This is a genomic window from Pseudomonas sp. Au-Pse12 (genome assembly GCF_021341665.1).
In the GTDB taxonomy this organism is placed as follows: Bacteria; Pseudomonadota; Gammaproteobacteria; order Pseudomonadales; family Pseudomonadaceae; genus Aquipseudomonas.
This window is the reverse complement of the sequence record NZ_JAJTTH010000003.1, coordinates 413,868-428,021: the sequence shown is the minus strand read 5'-3', so window position 1 is coordinate 428,021 and position 14,154 is coordinate 413,868. Positions and strand designations below refer to the sequence as shown.

General features: G+C 65.6%; 13 protein-coding genes. 8 read left to right on the top strand and 5 right to left on the bottom strand.

What is annotated here, in order from left to right; translation table 11 throughout:
* Positions 1-193 precede the first annotated feature (193 nt).
* From LXM55_RS10340 to LXM55_RS10315, 6 genes are all read left to right on the top strand, one after another.
* Positions 194-952 carry a 5-oxoprolinase subunit PxpA gene (locus LXM55_RS10340; protein WP_233320284.1) on the top strand — a complete coding sequence of 253 codons (759 nt, stop codon included), beginning with the start codon at positions 194-196 and terminating at the stop codon, positions 950-952.
* Positions 953-1,061: 109 nt separating this feature from the next.
* The gene (locus LXM55_RS10335) at positions 1,062-1,304 is read left to right on the top strand and encodes an acetyl-CoA carboxylase (RefSeq protein WP_233320283.1); all 243 of its coding nucleotides are present in this window, start codon (positions 1,062-1,064) and stop codon (positions 1,302-1,304) included.
* A gap of 10 nt (positions 1,305-1,314) precedes the next feature.
* Positions 1,315-2,688 carry an acetyl-CoA carboxylase biotin carboxylase subunit gene (locus tag LXM55_RS10330; protein ID WP_233320282.1) on the top strand — a complete coding sequence of 458 codons (1,374 nt, stop codon included), beginning with the start codon at positions 1,315-1,317 and terminating at the stop codon, positions 2,686-2,688.
* The gene (locus tag LXM55_RS10325) at positions 2,685-3,557 is read left to right on the top strand and encodes a 5-oxoprolinase subunit B family protein (protein WP_233320281.1); all 873 of its coding nucleotides are present in this window, start codon (positions 2,685-2,687) and stop codon (positions 3,555-3,557) included. The genes LXM55_RS10330 and LXM55_RS10325 overlap by 4 nt, the downstream gene beginning before the upstream one ends.
* Positions 3,554-4,528 carry a biotin-dependent carboxyltransferase family protein gene (locus tag LXM55_RS10320; protein ID WP_233320280.1) on the top strand — a complete coding sequence of 325 codons (975 nt, stop codon included), beginning with the start codon at positions 3,554-3,556 and terminating at the stop codon, positions 4,526-4,528. The genes LXM55_RS10325 and LXM55_RS10320 overlap by 4 nt, the downstream gene beginning before the upstream one ends.
* Positions 4,529-4,639: 111 nt before the next feature.
* The gene (locus LXM55_RS10315) at positions 4,640-5,962 is read left to right on the top strand and encodes a purine-cytosine permease family protein (RefSeq protein WP_233320279.1); all 1,323 of its coding nucleotides are present in this window, start codon (positions 4,640-4,642) and stop codon (positions 5,960-5,962) included.
* A 27-nt stretch (positions 5,963-5,989) separates the two neighbouring features.
* On the opposite strand, the gene LXM55_RS10310 is transcribed toward LXM55_RS10315, so the two are convergent.
* Both LXM55_RS10310 and LXM55_RS10305 read right to left on the bottom strand, forming a co-directional pair.
* Entirely contained in the window at positions 5,990-7,600 is a 1,611-nt protein-coding gene (locus tag LXM55_RS10310) for an inorganic phosphate transporter (protein ID WP_233320278.1), read from the bottom strand.
* A 171-nt stretch (positions 7,601-7,771) separates the two neighbouring features.
* Positions 7,772-8,794, bottom strand: coding sequence for a transporter (locus tag LXM55_RS10305; RefSeq protein ID WP_233320277.1), 1,023 nt, complete (start codon positions 8,792-8,794; stop codon positions 7,772-7,774).
* Between the two features lie 275 nt (positions 8,795-9,069).
* Between LXM55_RS10305 and LXM55_RS10300 the strand changes: the two genes are divergently transcribed.
* Positions 9,070-10,695, top strand: a complete 1,626-nt coding sequence (locus LXM55_RS10300) for a methyl-accepting chemotaxis protein (protein WP_233320276.1) — start codon at positions 9,070-9,072, stop codon at positions 10,693-10,695.
* A 205-nt stretch (positions 10,696-10,900) separates the two neighbouring features.
* On the opposite strand, the gene LXM55_RS10295 is transcribed toward LXM55_RS10300, so the two are convergent.
* Positions 10,901-11,218 carry a PepSY domain-containing protein gene (locus tag LXM55_RS10295; protein WP_233320275.1) on the bottom strand — a complete coding sequence of 106 codons (318 nt, stop codon included), beginning with the start codon at positions 11,216-11,218 and terminating at the stop codon, positions 10,901-10,903.
* Between the two features lie 156 nt (positions 11,219-11,374).
* On the opposite strand from LXM55_RS10295, the gene LXM55_RS10290 reads away from it, so the two are divergent.
* Entirely contained in the window at positions 11,375-12,286 is a 912-nt protein-coding gene (locus LXM55_RS10290; RefSeq protein ID WP_233320274.1) for a sterol desaturase family protein, read from the top strand.
* On the opposite strand, the gene LXM55_RS10285 is transcribed toward LXM55_RS10290, so the two are convergent.
* Positions 12,264-12,944: a helix-turn-helix domain-containing protein gene (locus LXM55_RS10285; protein WP_233320273.1), complete on the bottom strand. Its 681-nt coding sequence runs from the start codon at positions 12,942-12,944 to the stop codon at positions 12,264-12,266. The two genes, LXM55_RS10290 and LXM55_RS10285, sit on opposite strands and share 23 nt — an antisense overlap.
* The gene (locus tag LXM55_RS10280) at positions 12,945-14,072 is read right to left on the bottom strand and encodes a glycerophosphodiester phosphodiesterase (protein ID WP_233320272.1); all 1,128 of its coding nucleotides are present in this window, start codon (positions 14,070-14,072) and stop codon (positions 12,945-12,947) included. It lies immediately after the preceding gene.
* Positions 14,073-14,154: the final 82 nt, after the last annotated feature.

The following is a 14,154-nucleotide window of genomic DNA, read 5'->3' as shown; positions in this document are numbered from 1 at the left end:
TTCCCCCCTTGCCCTGTAGGAGCCGGCTTGCCGGCGAAAGCGATCGTGCGAACGCCGTTGCCGTCAAACACAACGCTGCTCGATAGATTTATCTGTTTTTCAGAAGAAGCTCTATCTGATAATAGATCTTCCCAAGGGGTCAAGGCCGCTCTAATTTCCGTTGCACGAAGTCACAAGAGTTGGAGCAATAGTGATGCAGGCAGTGGATTTCAATTCGGACATGGGCGAGAGCTTCGGCCCCTGGACCATCGGCGATGGCGTCGACAACGAGCTGATGGGCTTTATCAGTTCGGCCAATATCGCCACCGGCTTCCATGCCGGCGACCCCGGCACCATGCGCCGCACCATCGAGCAGGCCAAGCGCCTGGGGGTGGCCATCGGCGCTCACCCGGGGTTTCGCGACCTGGTGGGTTTCGGTCGCCGGCACATCAATGCCCCGGCCCAGGAGCTGGTGGACGACATGCTCTATCAGCTCGGCGCTCTGCGTGAAATGGCCCGGGTACAAGGCGTGAAGCTGCAACACATCAAGCCCCACGGCGCGCTCTACATGCATTTGGCCCGGGACGAGGAGGCGGCGCGTCTGCTGGTGGAAAACCTGCGCAAACTGGAGCCCGAGCTGCTGCTGTATTGCATGCCCAACTCGGTGATCTGGCACGTGGCCCGGGAACTGGGGCAGCCGGTGATCCGCGAGTTCTACGCCGACCGCGACTACGACCTCAGCGGCTCCATCGTGTTCACCCGCAATGTCCGCGCCCTGGACCCGGCCGCCGTGGCGGCCAAGGTGCTGCGCGCCTGCCAGACCGGCCTGGTGCGCACCGTCGAAGGCGAGGAGCTGGCCATCGAGTTCGACTCCATCTGCCTGCACAGCGACACCCCGGGCGCCCTGGACTTGGTCGAGGCGACCCGCACCGCGCTGGACCAGGCCGGCATTGAGGTGCGCGCACCGCGCTGAGCGCATCGAGAGTAAGCACATCGACAAGAAGCACCGCGCACAGACGCGGGCCTCACCCGGGTTTTGAATTTTTGCCTGCCTTTCTACAACTATTCCAAAAGGAACAGACATGGCCGAACACAGTGTTATCACCCCCTTGCCGGGCACCTTCTATCGCAAGGCCACCCCTGAATCGGCGCCTTTCGTCGAGGTCGGCGACCTCGTCAGCGCCGATACCGTGATCGGCCTGATCGAAGTCATGAAGCAGTTTTCCGAACTGACCGCCGGGAGCGCGGGCCAGGTCAGCGCCTTTGCGGTGCAGGACGGTGATCCGGTGGAACCGGGTCAGGTCATCGCGACGCTCAAGCAGTGAGGGCCGGGGCATGACTCAAGCAATCAAGAAGTTGCTGGTGGCCAACCGTGGCGAGATCGCCGTGCGCATCATTCGTGCGGCCAAGGCCCTGGGCATTCCCACGGTTGCCGCGTGCAGCGAGGCGGATGCCGACTCCATGGCCGCGCGTATGGCCGATGAAGTGCAGATCATCGGTCCGGCTCGGGCCGACAAGAGCTACCTGAATGTCCAGGCCCTGCTCGCGGCCTTGCAGGCCAGCGGTGCCAACGCGGTGCACCCGGGCTATGGCTTTCTTTCCGAAAACGCCGGTTTCGCTGAGGCGGTGGTCGAGGCCGGGGCGATTTTCGTCGGGCCCAGCGCCGAGACCATCCGCCGCATGGGCGACAAGGCCGAAGCCCGGCGCACCGCGCAGGCGGCCGGGGTGCCGGTGGTACCGGGCTCCCCAGGCGAACTCTTCGACCTGGACGCCGCGCTCAAGGCCGCTGAAAGCGTGGGCTTTCCGTTGTTGATCAAGGCCAGTGCCGGTGGTGGCGGGCGCGGGATCCGCCTGGCCCAGGACGCTGCGCAATTGGCCGAGGAGTTCCCGCGGGCGCAACGCGAAGCCCAGACCGCGTTCGGCAATGGCGCGGTGTACCTGGAGCGTTTCATCGGCCGTGCGCGGCATATCGAAGTCCAGGTATTGGGCGATGGCCAGCACGCGGTGCACCTGTTCGAGCGCGAGTGCTCGCTGCAACGGCGGCGGCAGAAGATCTTCGAGGAAGCGCCGTCGCCGGTGCTCAGCGCCGCGCAGCGTGAGCAGTTGTGCAGCAGCGCCGTGCGCCTGACCCAAGCCTTGGGTTACCAGGGCGCCGGCACCCTGGAGTACCTGTATGACGACAGCACCGGCGAGTTCTTCTTCATCGAGATGAACACGCGGATCCAGGTCGAGCACCCCATCAGCGAGCTGATCACCGGTATCGACCTGGTCCAGGCCATGTTGCGCATTGCTGGGGGCGAGCCCCTGGGGTTGCGCCAGAGCGACATCCCGCTCAACGGCGCGGCCTTGCAGATGCGCCTGAATGCCGAAGACCCGGCACGGGATTTCTTCCCCAGCCCGGGCCAGGTCGAGCAACTGATCTGGCCGCAAGGGCCGGGAGTGCGGGTCGATAGCCATCTGTACCCGGGCTATGCTGTGCCGCCTTATTACGACTCGCTGCTGGCCAAGCTGATCGTTCACGGTGCTGATCGCGACGAGGCCCTGGCGCGGGCGCGGCGGGCGGTGCAAGAGACCACCCTGACCGGCATGGCCAGTACCTTGTCGCTGCACGGTGAACTGCTGGCCGAACCCTGGTTGCAGCAGGCCGATTTTCACACCGGAACCCTGGAAACCTGGCTGGCCGCGCGCCGCGCCGGAGGTGTCGCATGAGCCAGCCGATTCGCTACAGCTTTGGTGCCGACGAGCACCTGTTCGCCGAAGTCAGCGACAGCATGTCCCTGGAAGCCTTCTTCAAGGGCATGGCGGTGACCCGCGCCGTGCAGCGCCTGGAATTGGACGGGGTGCTGGATGTGTGCCTGGCCAATGCCTCGTTCCAGATCCGTTTCGACCCGGACCGCATCGCCCCGCAAGACCTGCTGCAGGCGGTGCAGCAGGCCGAGGCCGGAGCGGTGGCCGAGCGCAGCCTGCACACCCGGATCATCGAGATCCCGGTGCTGTACAACGACCCCTGGACCCATGAAACCCTGATGCGCTTTCGCGACCGGCACCAGGACCCCAGCGTCACCGACCTTGAGTACGCGGCGCGGATCAACGGCCTGGCCGACGTCGAGGCCTTCATTGCCGCCCACAGCGGTGCGCCCTGGTTCGTCTCCATGGTGGGCTTCGTCGCCGGGCTGCCGTTCATGTTCCAGATGGTCGAGCGCCAGCGGCAGTTGCAGGTGCCCAAGTACCTGCGGCCGCGCACGGATACGCCAAAGCTGACCCTGGGCCACGGTGGCTGTTTCGGCTGCATCTACTCGGTGCGTGGCGCCGGCGGCTACCAGATGTTCGGCGTCACGCCGGCGCCGATCTACGACCCGCAGCAGCAACTGGCCTACCTCAAGGCGCACATGGTGTTCTTCCGTCCGGGGGACATCGTGCAGTTCAAGCCCATCGACCGCGAGGCCTATGACCTGGCGGTGGCCGAGGTCGAGGCCGGGCGCTTCGACCTGCGCATCCGCGAGGTGGAGTTTTCCCTGGATGCCTTTCTTGCCGACCCGGTCGGCTATCCCAAATCGCTGCAGGAGGTGCTGGCATGATCAAGGTCATCAAACCGGGCCTGGCCACATCGGTGCAGGACTTGGGTCGCGAAGGTTTCTATCACCTGGGGATTCCGCCGTCCGGGGCCCTGGACCAGTACGCCCTGAGCGCGGCCAACCAGTTGGTGGGCAACCCGGCAGGCGCGGCCGGGCTGGAATGCACATTGCTCGGGCCGGAACTTGCGTTCAGCGCCGACGCCCTGGTGGCGGTCTGCGGCGCGCACATGACCCCCAAGCTCGATGGCGTGGACATGCACCTGGACACCGCCTTTGCGGTCAAGGCCGGGCAAGTGCTGCGCTTCGACTTTCCCAAGGCCGGGGCCCGAGCCTATCTGGCGGTGGCCGGTGGCATCGATGTGCCGCTGGTATTGGGCAGCCGCTCGACTTACGCCCTGGGCGCCCTGGGTGGTTTCCAGGGCCGGCGCCTGGCGGTTGGGGATGAACTGCCAGTGGGCGTCGCCAGCGGCAAGAGCCGCCCGGGCGCTAGCCTGCCCATGGCGCTGCGCCAGTCCCTGGGCGGCGAAATCACCCTGCGGGTGGTGCCGGGCCTGTACTACGAACGCTTGAGCGACGCGGCCAAGGCCAGCTTCTTTGCCGAACCCTGGACCGTGGGCTCGGAGGCGGACCGCATCGGCTATCGCTTCAAGGGTGGCAGCGCCTTGAGCTTCCAGCCCCGGGAGCAGCCGTTCGGCGCCGGTTCCGACCCTTCGAACATCGTCGACAGCTGCTACCCGATCGGCTCGATCCAGGTGCCGGCGGGGCTGGAGCCCATTGTCCTGCACCGGGACGCGGTGTCCGGTGGCGGGTACGCCATGATCGGCACGGTGATCAGCGCCGACCTTGACCTGATCGGCCAGATGCAGCCCAACCAGAAGGCCCGCTTTGTCGCGGTGACCCTGGAGGAAGCGCTGGAGGCTCGGCGCTCCTACAAGAAAAAGCTCAGCTGTCTGAGCAAACTGTTTCCTTCCTGATTCTGCCCGCCGCATCGCGCGGGCCATGCCAAACGGTACGCCAACGCCGCACTTCGGTGCGGTGACGGCTGCCCGCGCTTCAACCCTTGATCGGTTCTGGAGTTCACGCACATGGCAGCTTTATCGCAAGCGAATCAAACCGGGCAGACCCCGGCCAACGAGGCCCTTCCCAGCGATGCACGCATGGGCCGACTGTCCCTGACCATGGCCTGGTGGGCGGTGTGCAGCGCGATGTTCTACATCGTGGTCGGCGCCTCTCTGGCCTTGTCCTACGGCACCCGCAATGCCTTGATCGGCATGCTCCTGTCGGTGCTCAGTTATGGCCTGATCAACAGCGTGCTCAGCCGCTTCGCCATGCGCAGCGGGCTCTCGGTGGCGCTGTTCTCGCGGTTGCTGTTCGGCAGCACCGGGGCTTGCCTGGCGACCCTGATCTTTTTCTCCACGGCGATCTATTACGCGGTGTTCGAGGGTTCGGTGATCGCCGTGGCGCTCAATCACCTGTACCCGCAATTGCTGTACCCGCTGGCGGCCCTGCTGGTGGTGCTGTACAGCGTGCCGCTGATCCTGGGCAGCGTGCAGCACTGGCTGGACAAGCTCAACGGCGTGCTGCTGCCGGTGTACCTGGGGGGCTTGTTGTTCGCCGTGGGCCTGTCGATCGCGCGTTATGGCTACCAGCCGCAATGGCTGGATTTCGGCCCGGCGAGCCCGAGTGGTAGCGGCTGGTGGGATTGCTTCGTGGCCTACATGGGGGTGTGGATCCTGATGCTGTTCACCTTCGACTACGCGCGCTTCGGCAAGCCCGAAGACGCCGCCTACCACGGTCGCTGGAACTTCGGCATGCCGTTCTACGCGGTGACCTTTTTGCTCAACGGCGCGGCGGGGATCTACCTGGTAAGCAGCATTCCCCATGAGGGCGCGCTCAATGAAGTCTCGGTGGTGATGGCCATCCTGCAGTTGATGGGGTTGTGGGGCCTGTTGTTCGTCTGGGCCACCCAGACCCGGATCAACACCGCCAACTACTACCTGGCGACCCTGAACATGCAGGCGTTCTTCGCCCGCTTCGGCTTGCGCGGTTCCTACCTGATGTGGGCGGTGGCCGTGGGCATCATCGTCTACGGCCTGATGCTGGCGGATGTGTTCGCCTACCTGCTCAAGGCCCTGGCCTATCAGGGGATCTTCGTGGTGGCCTGGGTCGGCGTGGCCCTGGCGCAGATCCTGCTGGGGCGTACCGACGGCGCGGCGCTCGATCGCGTGGCGGCCTTCAACCCGGTGGGGCTGACGGCCTGGTTCGGCGGCACGGCCCTGGGCCTGATGCTGATGTGGGCGGGGGGCGGCCTGGCGAGTTTTTCCGCGCCACTGACCGGGGTCCTGGCGTTTGCCTTGCAGGCTGGGCTCGCCGCTCGCTTGCACCGCCGCCTGCCCGCCGTGGGCTGAGCGGGCGACGGCGCAGGCGGTGGCTGATCAGAACAGTTGGGTGAACAGCCAGTACAGGCTGCCCGACAGCAGGATCGCCGCCGGCAAGGTCAGGACCCAGGCCATGGCCAGGTTGCGGATGGTGCGCATCTGCAACCCGCCGCCGTTGGCCACCATGGTCCCGGCCACCCCCGACGACAAGACGTGGGTGGTCGACACCGGGAGGCCGAACAGGTCCGCCGCGCCGATGGTCAGCATCGCCACGGTTTCCGCCGAGGCGCCCTGGGCATAGGTCAGGTGGGTCTTGCCGATCTTCTCGCCGACGGTCACCACGATGCGCTTCCAGCCGACCATGGTGCCCAGGCCGAGGGCGATGGCCACGGCGATCTTCACCCACAGCGGAATGAAGCGGGTGGCGTTGTCGATCTGCTGCTTGAACAGCTGCAGCTTGTCCCGGGTGTCCTGGTCGAAGTGGCCGACCTGGTGCTTGTCCATCAGGCGGATCGCTTCGCTGGTCAGGTACATGTCGTTGCGCACGTTGCCCATGGCTTCGGCGGGCACCTTGGCCAGCGAGCCGTAGCCCTTCACTTCAGTGCCGATGGCGCCGGTCAGGGCGGCCAGCGCGGGGATCAGTTCCGGTGTCGCTTGCTTGCTGCGCATGTACTCCGAGAGCACCGCGCGAGGATCGGCCGGCGCCGGTTGCGGGGCGCTCTTGATCAGGGCCTGCTGGGTGACTTCGGCCACTGCGGCGAACTGCAGCGACTGGTCGGCGGGCATGGTGCGGTTCAGCGCGTAGGCCATGGGCAGGGTGCCCACCAGGATCAGCATGATCAGGCCCATGCCTTTCTGGCCGTCGTTGGAGCCGTGGGCGAAGGACACCCCGGTGCAGGTCAGGATCAGCAGGCCGCGAATCCACCACGGTGGCGGCGCGTCGCCCTTGGGCGCCTTGTACAGGGCGCGGTTCTTGACGAACAGGCGCAGGGCCAACAGCAGCAGGGCGGCGAACACGAAGCCGATCAGCGGCGAGAACAACAGCGCGTAGCCGACCTTGGTGGCCTGGCTCCAGTCCACGCCGCTGGTGCCGTCGCGGCCGTGCATCAGCGCGTTGGCCACGCCGACGCCGATGATCGAGCCGATCAGGGTGTGGGACGAGGAGGCCGGCAGCCCCAGCCACCAGGTGCCGAGGTTCCACAGGATGGCGGCGATCAGCAGGGCGAAGATCATGGCGAAGCCGGCGGAGGAGCCCACTTGCAGGATCAGCTCCACCGGCAGCAGGGCGATGATGCCGAAGGCCACCGCGCCGCTGGACAGCAGCACCCCGAGGAAGTTGAACAGGCCGGACCAGACCACCGCGAACTGCGGCGGCAGCGAGTGGGTGTAGATCACCGTGGCCACGGCGTTGGCGGTGTCGTGGAAACCGTTGACGAACTCGAAGCCCAGGGCGATCAGCAGCGCCACGCCCAACAGCAGGAACGGGGTCCAGGTGGTGACGGTGGTGCCCAGCTCGTGCATGTCGTGCACCAGGCTGTAGGCGGTGAACAACAAGCCCATGGCCAGCACGGCGAAGAAGATCACCAGGGTGAAGGCACCGGGTTTTTTATCCAGTTGCGGTTTGCTGTCGAGGCTGGAGGAGGTGGCAGTCAGGGACGGGGTGGCCATTGCTGGACAATCCTGTTGCTGGAAAGGAGTGCCGCCCATGATCGTTGCCAAATGTTACAGGTAGACTGCCTCAGATCAGTGTTTGCGCGATTGAGCCGTTCCGTTGATCCGATCCAGCCCGCACCGCCATCGTGCTCATGCTCATTGCGCCATCCCGTAGGCGCCGGTGATTCAGTAGTCCTGGCGCTTGCGGAACGCCCAGCGCCCGGCGATCAGGGTGAAGGTGGCCACCAGCGCCACTAGGATCCAGAAGCCCTCCGGGTCGCCGGAGAACGGAATGCCGCCGACGTTCATGCCGAAAAAACCGGCAATGATGTTGATCGGCAGGGCCAGCACGGTGACCACGGTCAGGGTGAACAGGGTGCGGTTGGTCTGCTCGTTGAGGTTGGCGGCAATTTCTTCCTGCAGCAGTTTGATCCGTTCGCCCAGGGCCGTGAGGTCGTTGATGATCAGGGCGAACTCTTCGGTGGATTTGCGCAGCTCCTTGACGTCGTCCTTCTGCAGCCATTGCGGCGGGCGGTTGAGCAGGCGCAGCAGGGAGCCCGGTTCCAGGGCCAGCAGGCGCTGCAGGCGCACCAGCACCCGGCGCATGGCCCCCAGTTCGGCACGGTTGCTGGAAACCCGGGCGGCCAGGAGCTGGTCCTCGATCTGGTCGACGCTGAGGCTGGTCTTGCGCACGATCTGGGTCAGCACCTCGCCCTGGTCGCGCAGCAGGTGCACCAGCAGTTCCAGGGGCGAGCGAAAGCGTTCGCCGGCCTTCACCGAGGAGCGCAGCTTGTCCACCGAGTGCAGGGGTTGCAGGCGCGCGCTGATGATCAGGTTGCCGCGCGCACAGACCCAGAGGGTGGAGATGTCCGAGGAGACCATGCTGCTGAAGTTGAACACCACGTCGTTGACCACCGCCAGCAGGGCCGAGTCGACGTGTTCGATGCGGGTCGAGCGTGAGCCTTCGTGCAAGGCCTCGAAAAACTCCTCGGGCAGTTGCAGGTGGGCCTTCATCCAGCGCTCGCACGCGGCGTGGGCCAGGTTCAGGTGCAGCCAGAGGAATTCATCGGTGTCCTGGGGGTGTTGCAGGGCTTGCAGGGCCTTGGCTGAATCCAGTTCGCGGCCACGTTCGCCGGGGCGGAAGCTGAAACCGTAGAGCAGGCCAAACAGATCGGCGTCGCGGTGACTCTGGTCGAGGCTGTGGTTCATGGAGTCTCACAGGGGGGAGCAGTGCCTGGTGCGGGTTTTTCAGGTTCACTTGGGCCCCATCATGGCAAGGCTTTTTGACAGTTTTGTGACGTTTTCGCGTGCACAATCCAGGGCGCCATACCAGTGGTCGGCGGCGCTCAAGAATGCCGCGCGGATGCCGATCACGCTCACATGCAATACGCATTCGACCCTCGTCGAGTGCTCCTGACAGGGAAGTTCGGACCTACGCATGCCCTTGACTGGGCTTGCTCTATCCCTGCCATGAGATCTTCTCGATGTTTTTGCAAAAATCCCTGAGAGCGCAAATTCTTGCCCTGCTGAGCGGTAGCCTGCTGGCGATGCTGTTGATCGCCCTGGCGTGTTTTCACTTGCTGTCCGGTGGCGTGCAGAGCTACCGCGAGCTGATCGACGGTCCGCTGCGCAGTTCGCAGCTGATCGACGAGGCCAACCTGCAGTTCAAGAGCCAGGTCCAGGAGTGGAAGAACGTGCTGCTGCGTGGCAAGCAGCCCCAGGAATTGAACAAGTACTGGCAGCAGTTCGAAGACCGCCAGCGCGATGTGCAGAACATCCTCGGCCAGTTGGCCCAGACTCCCGGGCTGGAGGCTTCTCTCAAGAGTCGGGTGCAGCGTCTGGCGGATGAGCATCGACAGTTGGGTTCGGCCTATCAGAAGGGCCGCGATGCCTACGTGGCCGGCGGTGCCGACCCGAGCGCCGGTGACGCCGCGGTGAAAGGCGTGGACCGGGCTACCAGCGAGCAGATGAGCGAGTTGGTGACCGAGTTGCGCAAGCACGGCGAACAGCAATCCCGCGAGATCAGCACGGCGGCCGACCGTACGGTGTGGATGGGGATCCTGGTGATGCTGGTGTCCGGCCTGCTGATCGGCCTGCTCAGCCTGTGGCTGGTCAACCGCAGCCTGGTGGAGCCGATCCGCCAGTTGATCGACTACGTCGCCCAGCTCAGCCGCGGCCAGTTGGCCCAGCGGGTGGCCAGCGAGCGCCAGGATGAACTGGGCAAGCTGGCGATGGCGGCCAATACCCTGCGGGATTTCCTGGCCCAGACCTTCAACAGCCTGCAGCGCAGCGCTTCGGACCTGGACACCTCCAGCGGCGAGCTCAATGCCATTGCCACGCTGATGTCCCAGGGCACCAATGAACAGTTCAGCCGCACCGATCAGGTGGCCACGGCGATGAACGAAATGTCCGCCACCGCCCAGGAAGTGGCACGCCACGCCGCCGACGCCGCGCGTGCCGCGGACGATGCCGACCAGTCGGCGCAGCAGGGCGAGCAGGTGATGCAGAGCACCATCCACAGCATCACCCAGATGCGTGGCGAGATCGCCAACACCGCCACCGTGATCCGCCGCCTGGAAGCCGACAGCGGGCGCATCGGCAAGGTCCTGGAAGTGATCCAGGGCATTGCTGAGCAGACCAACCTGCTGGCGCTCAACGCCGCCATCGAAGCGGCCCGGGCCGGTGAGGCCGGGCGTGGTTTTGCCGTGGTTGCCGACGAGGTGCGCAGCCTGGCGCAGCGCACCGCGGCGTCGATCACCGAGATCAACCAGATCATCCAGAGCGTGCAGACCGGCGCGGTGGATGCTGCCCAGGCCATCGAGAGCGGCCAGTCGCGCAGCGAGCAGAGCGTGCAGCAAGTGACCGAGGCCGGGGCCATGCTGGAACGTATCACCGAGGCCGTGGAGGCGATCCGCGACATGAACCGGCAGATCGCCACCGCCGCCGAGGAGCAGACCTCGGTGGCCGAGGACATTTCCCGCAACCTCACCGAGATCACCTCGATTGCCAGTACCAACCTCGACAACGTCCAGCGCACCGAGGCGGCGAGCCGCAACCTGCATGGTCTGTCGGGGCAGTTGAACGAGGTCACGGCGCGTCTGAGCGCTTGAGGCGGGCGGGTGTGTCGGCCTGCTTACCCGGCCGATACACGATCATTCTCACGTGGTGCGGGTCGATGACCGAGCAAATTCCTGCAACCAGGACAGACGCCAAGCTCAGCATCACTGCCTGATTGATCGGCAAATGCTCGGTGGATGGCCCAACGCACAAGGCCGCGCTCCCGAAACGGGGCGCGGCCTTGTGCTGTATGGCGCGTTACTGGTCTTGCTTGTTGCTCAGGACCTTGCCGGTCTTGGCATCCAGGTCCACGTCCCACTCCACGCCTTTGCTGTCACGCAGTTCCACCTGGTAGACGTAGGCGCCGCTGGCGGTCTGCTCCAGCTCGGTGTCGGTGATGCTGGCGGCGGTGCTGCCGGGGTGCTGGGCCAGGGCGGCCTGGTTGAGTTTTTCCAGGTCCATGATGGCGCCGGACTTGAGCAGGCCGGGAATCAGGTCCGGACGTACATCGGCCTGGGCCAGGCCAGCGGTCAAGGTCAGGGCGGCGGCAGCGAACAGGGCGTGGAGCTTGGTCATGGTGGGATTCCTTGGGTTGATGGTTTTCGATGGACACAGGTTAACCAGCGCAACTTAATTCACCCTTAATTCAGCGCACTCTTTGCGTCGTTTGTTCAAGCCGGGCCTGGGCGCCGGGTTGCAAGCTGCCGTTTTCCCCTACAGGAGCTGCAGCGAATGAAACGAATGCTTGCGTGGTTGTACGGACCCTTGATGTGGGGTGGATTCATCGGTGCCGGGGTGGGGTGGATGAGCGCGGGACCGGCCTCGCCGATCGGGTTGCTGGTGCTGTTCGTGGTGGCGCTGGGCGTGTCGTTCCTGGCGGAGTGGTGCCTGCCCTATGAGCCTTGCTGGAACCGCCCCCAGGCTGATCGGCTGCGGGACATGCTGCATGCCCTGGTCAATGAGAGCCTGAACGCACTGGGCCTGCTGGCCCTGCCCGGGCTGGTGGCGCTGCTGGCCCACGATGGGCTATGGCCCCACGGCTGGCCGCTCTGCGGGCAGCTGTTGCTGGCGATAGTGATCGCCGATTGCGGCATTACCCTGGCCCATTACGCCAGCCATCGCCGGGCCTGGCTCTGGCGCTTGCACGCGGTGCACCACAGCGTGCTGCGCATGTATGGCTTCAACGGTTTGCTCAAGCATCCGCTGCACCAGTTGATCGAAGCCTCGGCGGGTTTGCTGCCGCTGGTGCTGCTGGGCATCCCGCTGCCGGTGGCGCAGTTGCTGGCCCTGGCCATCGCCATCCAGCTGCTGTTGCAGCATTCCAATGTCGACATGCGCCTGGGGCCATTGCGCTGGATCTTTGCCTGGGCGCCGCTGCATCGTTTTCACCACATGAAGTACGGGCGCGCCGGGGATGTGAATTTCGGGCTGTTCTTCAACCTCTGGGACTGGCTGCTGGGCACTGCCTTCTACCGCGACGGCTATTGCATGCGCCAGGGTGACCTGGGGATCGGCAGCCGTGCCGACTACCCGGCGGACTACTGGCCGCAGCTGCTGGAACCGTTCCGGGCCCAGCGCTACGGGGCGGAGCCCGAAGTGCCCGAGGGCCTGCGCCGGCGTGTCAGTCCAGCAGGCGAGGCTTGAGGTGCTTCAGGGCCTGGCTGGCGGTGACGCCGAACAGGCTCTTCAAGGTGCGGGAGAAGTGCGCGCTGTCGGCGAACCCGGCACCGTGGGCCGCCGCGGTGTGGTTCTGGCCCTCCAGCACCAGGGCCATGGCCAGGCGCAGGCGGCGCCAGAGCACCAGGCGCCGTACTGGCAGACCGACGTCGCGGGCGAACAGGCGCTCCAGCTGGCTCAGGGACAGATTGGCTTGGGCCGCCAGTTGCGCGGCGGCCACCTTGCCTTCCAGGGCGGCATCCACGGCCCGCAGCGCCCGGGCGACGCGCGGGTCGGCTATGGGCTGGCGCGGGCAACCGCGCAGGGCCGCTTCCAGGCCGGGCAGCGAAGGTTCGGCGCCACTGACGCTGGCGTGCAAGTCGTCGGCGGCGATCAGCAGCGGCTCGGCAAACACCGTGAAGGCCAGGCCGGGAGCCTGGAGGATGGCGTGGCGCTGCAAGGCCTGGATCAACAGGTAATGAGCGCTTTGGTACCCGCCCGCAAGCTCCACCGTGACGGCGTGCCCGGGGGCGATGATCAGTTGATGGGCATAGTGGGCATGGGGCTCGGTGGGCCCCATTTCCCCGTGGACCAGGCCAAAGTCCCGGCCCAGCCAGAGCTCGCCGCGCCAGTCCGAGGCCGGCATTCAGTAGCCGCTGGCGTCGAGCAGTTGCGCCACGTTGGCGCTGGCCGGGCGCTTGAAGTACTTGAGCAGCTCGGCGCTGCGGTTGGTGAAGATGCCATCGACCCCGGCGTCCATGACCTTCTGGAAATCCACCGGCTCGTCGATGGTGTAGACGTGCACCAGCAGGCCCTGGTCGTGGGTGTACTGGTTCATCCAGGGTTGCACCAGGTCCGCGTAGCTCTGCTCGCCACCGCCGCTCAGGGCCGCGGAAGGGCCAGTGCCGATGGCGCCCCGGGCCTTGGCGAAATCCACCCAGCGCTTGAACTCGGCCTGGTCCTTGGGCTGTTGCCTGGCATAGAACGCGGCCTTATCGGTTTCACCGCTGCTGGCGAAGGTCTGGCCGGAGGCCGGCTCGATGCTGCCGGGAGCGACCCACAGCAACAGCACTTTCGGCACCTTGGGCATTTCCTGGTGCAGCAGTTCCAGGCTGTGCTTGTCGAAGGTCTGCAGCACCACCTTGCCCTTGCCCTGGCCCACCGCCAGTTCGCTTTTCGCCAGCTTGGAACCAGCGGGGCTCAGCCAGCCCCGGTCCTGGAGCTTTTCCTTGAGGTCGTGCTCGATGCCGGGGAACAGCTGCGGCTCCTTGGTCTCGATATACAGCCCGGGCTTGTGCTGGGGATTGCTCTGGGCGATGTCGATGATTTCATCCAGGGTCAGGATCTTCAGCCCGGCAAAGCCGGGTCGCGCGCGGTCCGGGTGGGCCTGGTTGAACCAGCTGCCGGCGTCGAGGGTTTTCAGCTCGGCCATGGTGAAGGCGTTGGCCGGGCTGTCCTTGCGCGCGGGGAATTTGTGCGCCACGTCGGTGGTGCGTTGCAGGTTGTTGTCGTGCAGGGCGAACAGCACGCCGTCCTTGCTGCGCTGCAGGTCCATCTCCAGGTAGTCGGCGCCCAGGTCCCGGGCCAGCCTGTAGGCCGCGGCGGTGGACTCGGGGGCGTCGAAAGACGCGCCGCGGTGGGCGATCACCGCCGGTTGCGGAATCCCCTGACGGGCGGCCAGGGCGTCTGGGTCAAGCTGTTCAGAGGCCTGGGCCAGGCCGCAACCGAGCATCAGGCCCAGCATCAGAGCACTAGGGGTGAAGGTCACTGGCATGCTCGAAATCCTTTCGTGGAGGCGTAGGCAAGGAGGTATCTTTTAGCAACTGGATGACGCTTGTGCTATCTCCAGAGCGACA

What these genes read in the sequence shown, in the direction of transcription:
- LXM55_RS10335 (WP_233320283.1), top strand. Translation starts at nt 1,062, where the DNA reads ATGGCCGAACACAGTGTTATCACCCCCTTGCCGGGCACCTTCTATCGC.
- LXM55_RS10320 (WP_233320280.1), top strand. Translation starts at nt 3,554, where the DNA reads ATGATCAAGGTCATCAAACCGGGCCTGGCCACATCGGTGCAGGACTTG.
- LXM55_RS10340 (WP_233320284.1), top strand. Translation starts at nt 194, where the DNA reads ATGCAGGCAGTGGATTTCAATTCGGACATGGGCGAGAGCTTCGGCCCC.
- LXM55_RS10300 (WP_233320276.1), top strand. Translation starts at nt 9,070, where the DNA reads ATGTTTTTGCAAAAATCCCTGAGAGCGCAAATTCTTGCCCTGCTGAGC.
- LXM55_RS10310 (WP_233320278.1), bottom strand. Translation starts at nt 7,600, where the DNA reads ATGGCCACCCCGTCCCTGACTGCCACCTCCTCCAGCCTCGACAGCAAA.
- LXM55_RS10295 (WP_233320275.1), bottom strand. Translation starts at nt 11,218, where the DNA reads ATGACCAAGCTCCACGCCCTGTTCGCTGCCGCCGCCCTGACCTTGACC.
- LXM55_RS10325 (WP_233320281.1), top strand. Translation starts at nt 2,685, where the DNA reads ATGAGCCAGCCGATTCGCTACAGCTTTGGTGCCGACGAGCACCTGTTC.
- LXM55_RS10315 (WP_233320279.1), top strand. Translation starts at nt 4,640, where the DNA reads ATGGCAGCTTTATCGCAAGCGAATCAAACCGGGCAGACCCCGGCCAAC.
- LXM55_RS10290 (WP_233320274.1), top strand. Translation starts at nt 11,375, where the DNA reads ATGAAACGAATGCTTGCGTGGTTGTACGGACCCTTGATGTGGGGTGGA.
- LXM55_RS10305 (WP_233320277.1), bottom strand. Translation starts at nt 8,794, where the DNA reads ATGAACCACAGCCTCGACCAGAGTCACCGCGACGCCGATCTGTTTGGC.
- LXM55_RS10330 (WP_233320282.1), top strand. Translation starts at nt 1,315, where the DNA reads ATGACTCAAGCAATCAAGAAGTTGCTGGTGGCCAACCGTGGCGAGATC.
- LXM55_RS10285 (WP_233320273.1), bottom strand. Translation starts at nt 12,944, where the DNA reads ATGCCGGCCTCGGACTGGCGCGGCGAGCTCTGGCTGGGCCGGGACTTT.
- LXM55_RS10280 (WP_233320272.1), bottom strand. Translation starts at nt 14,072, where the DNA reads ATGCCAGTGACCTTCACCCCTAGTGCTCTGATGCTGGGCCTGATGCTC.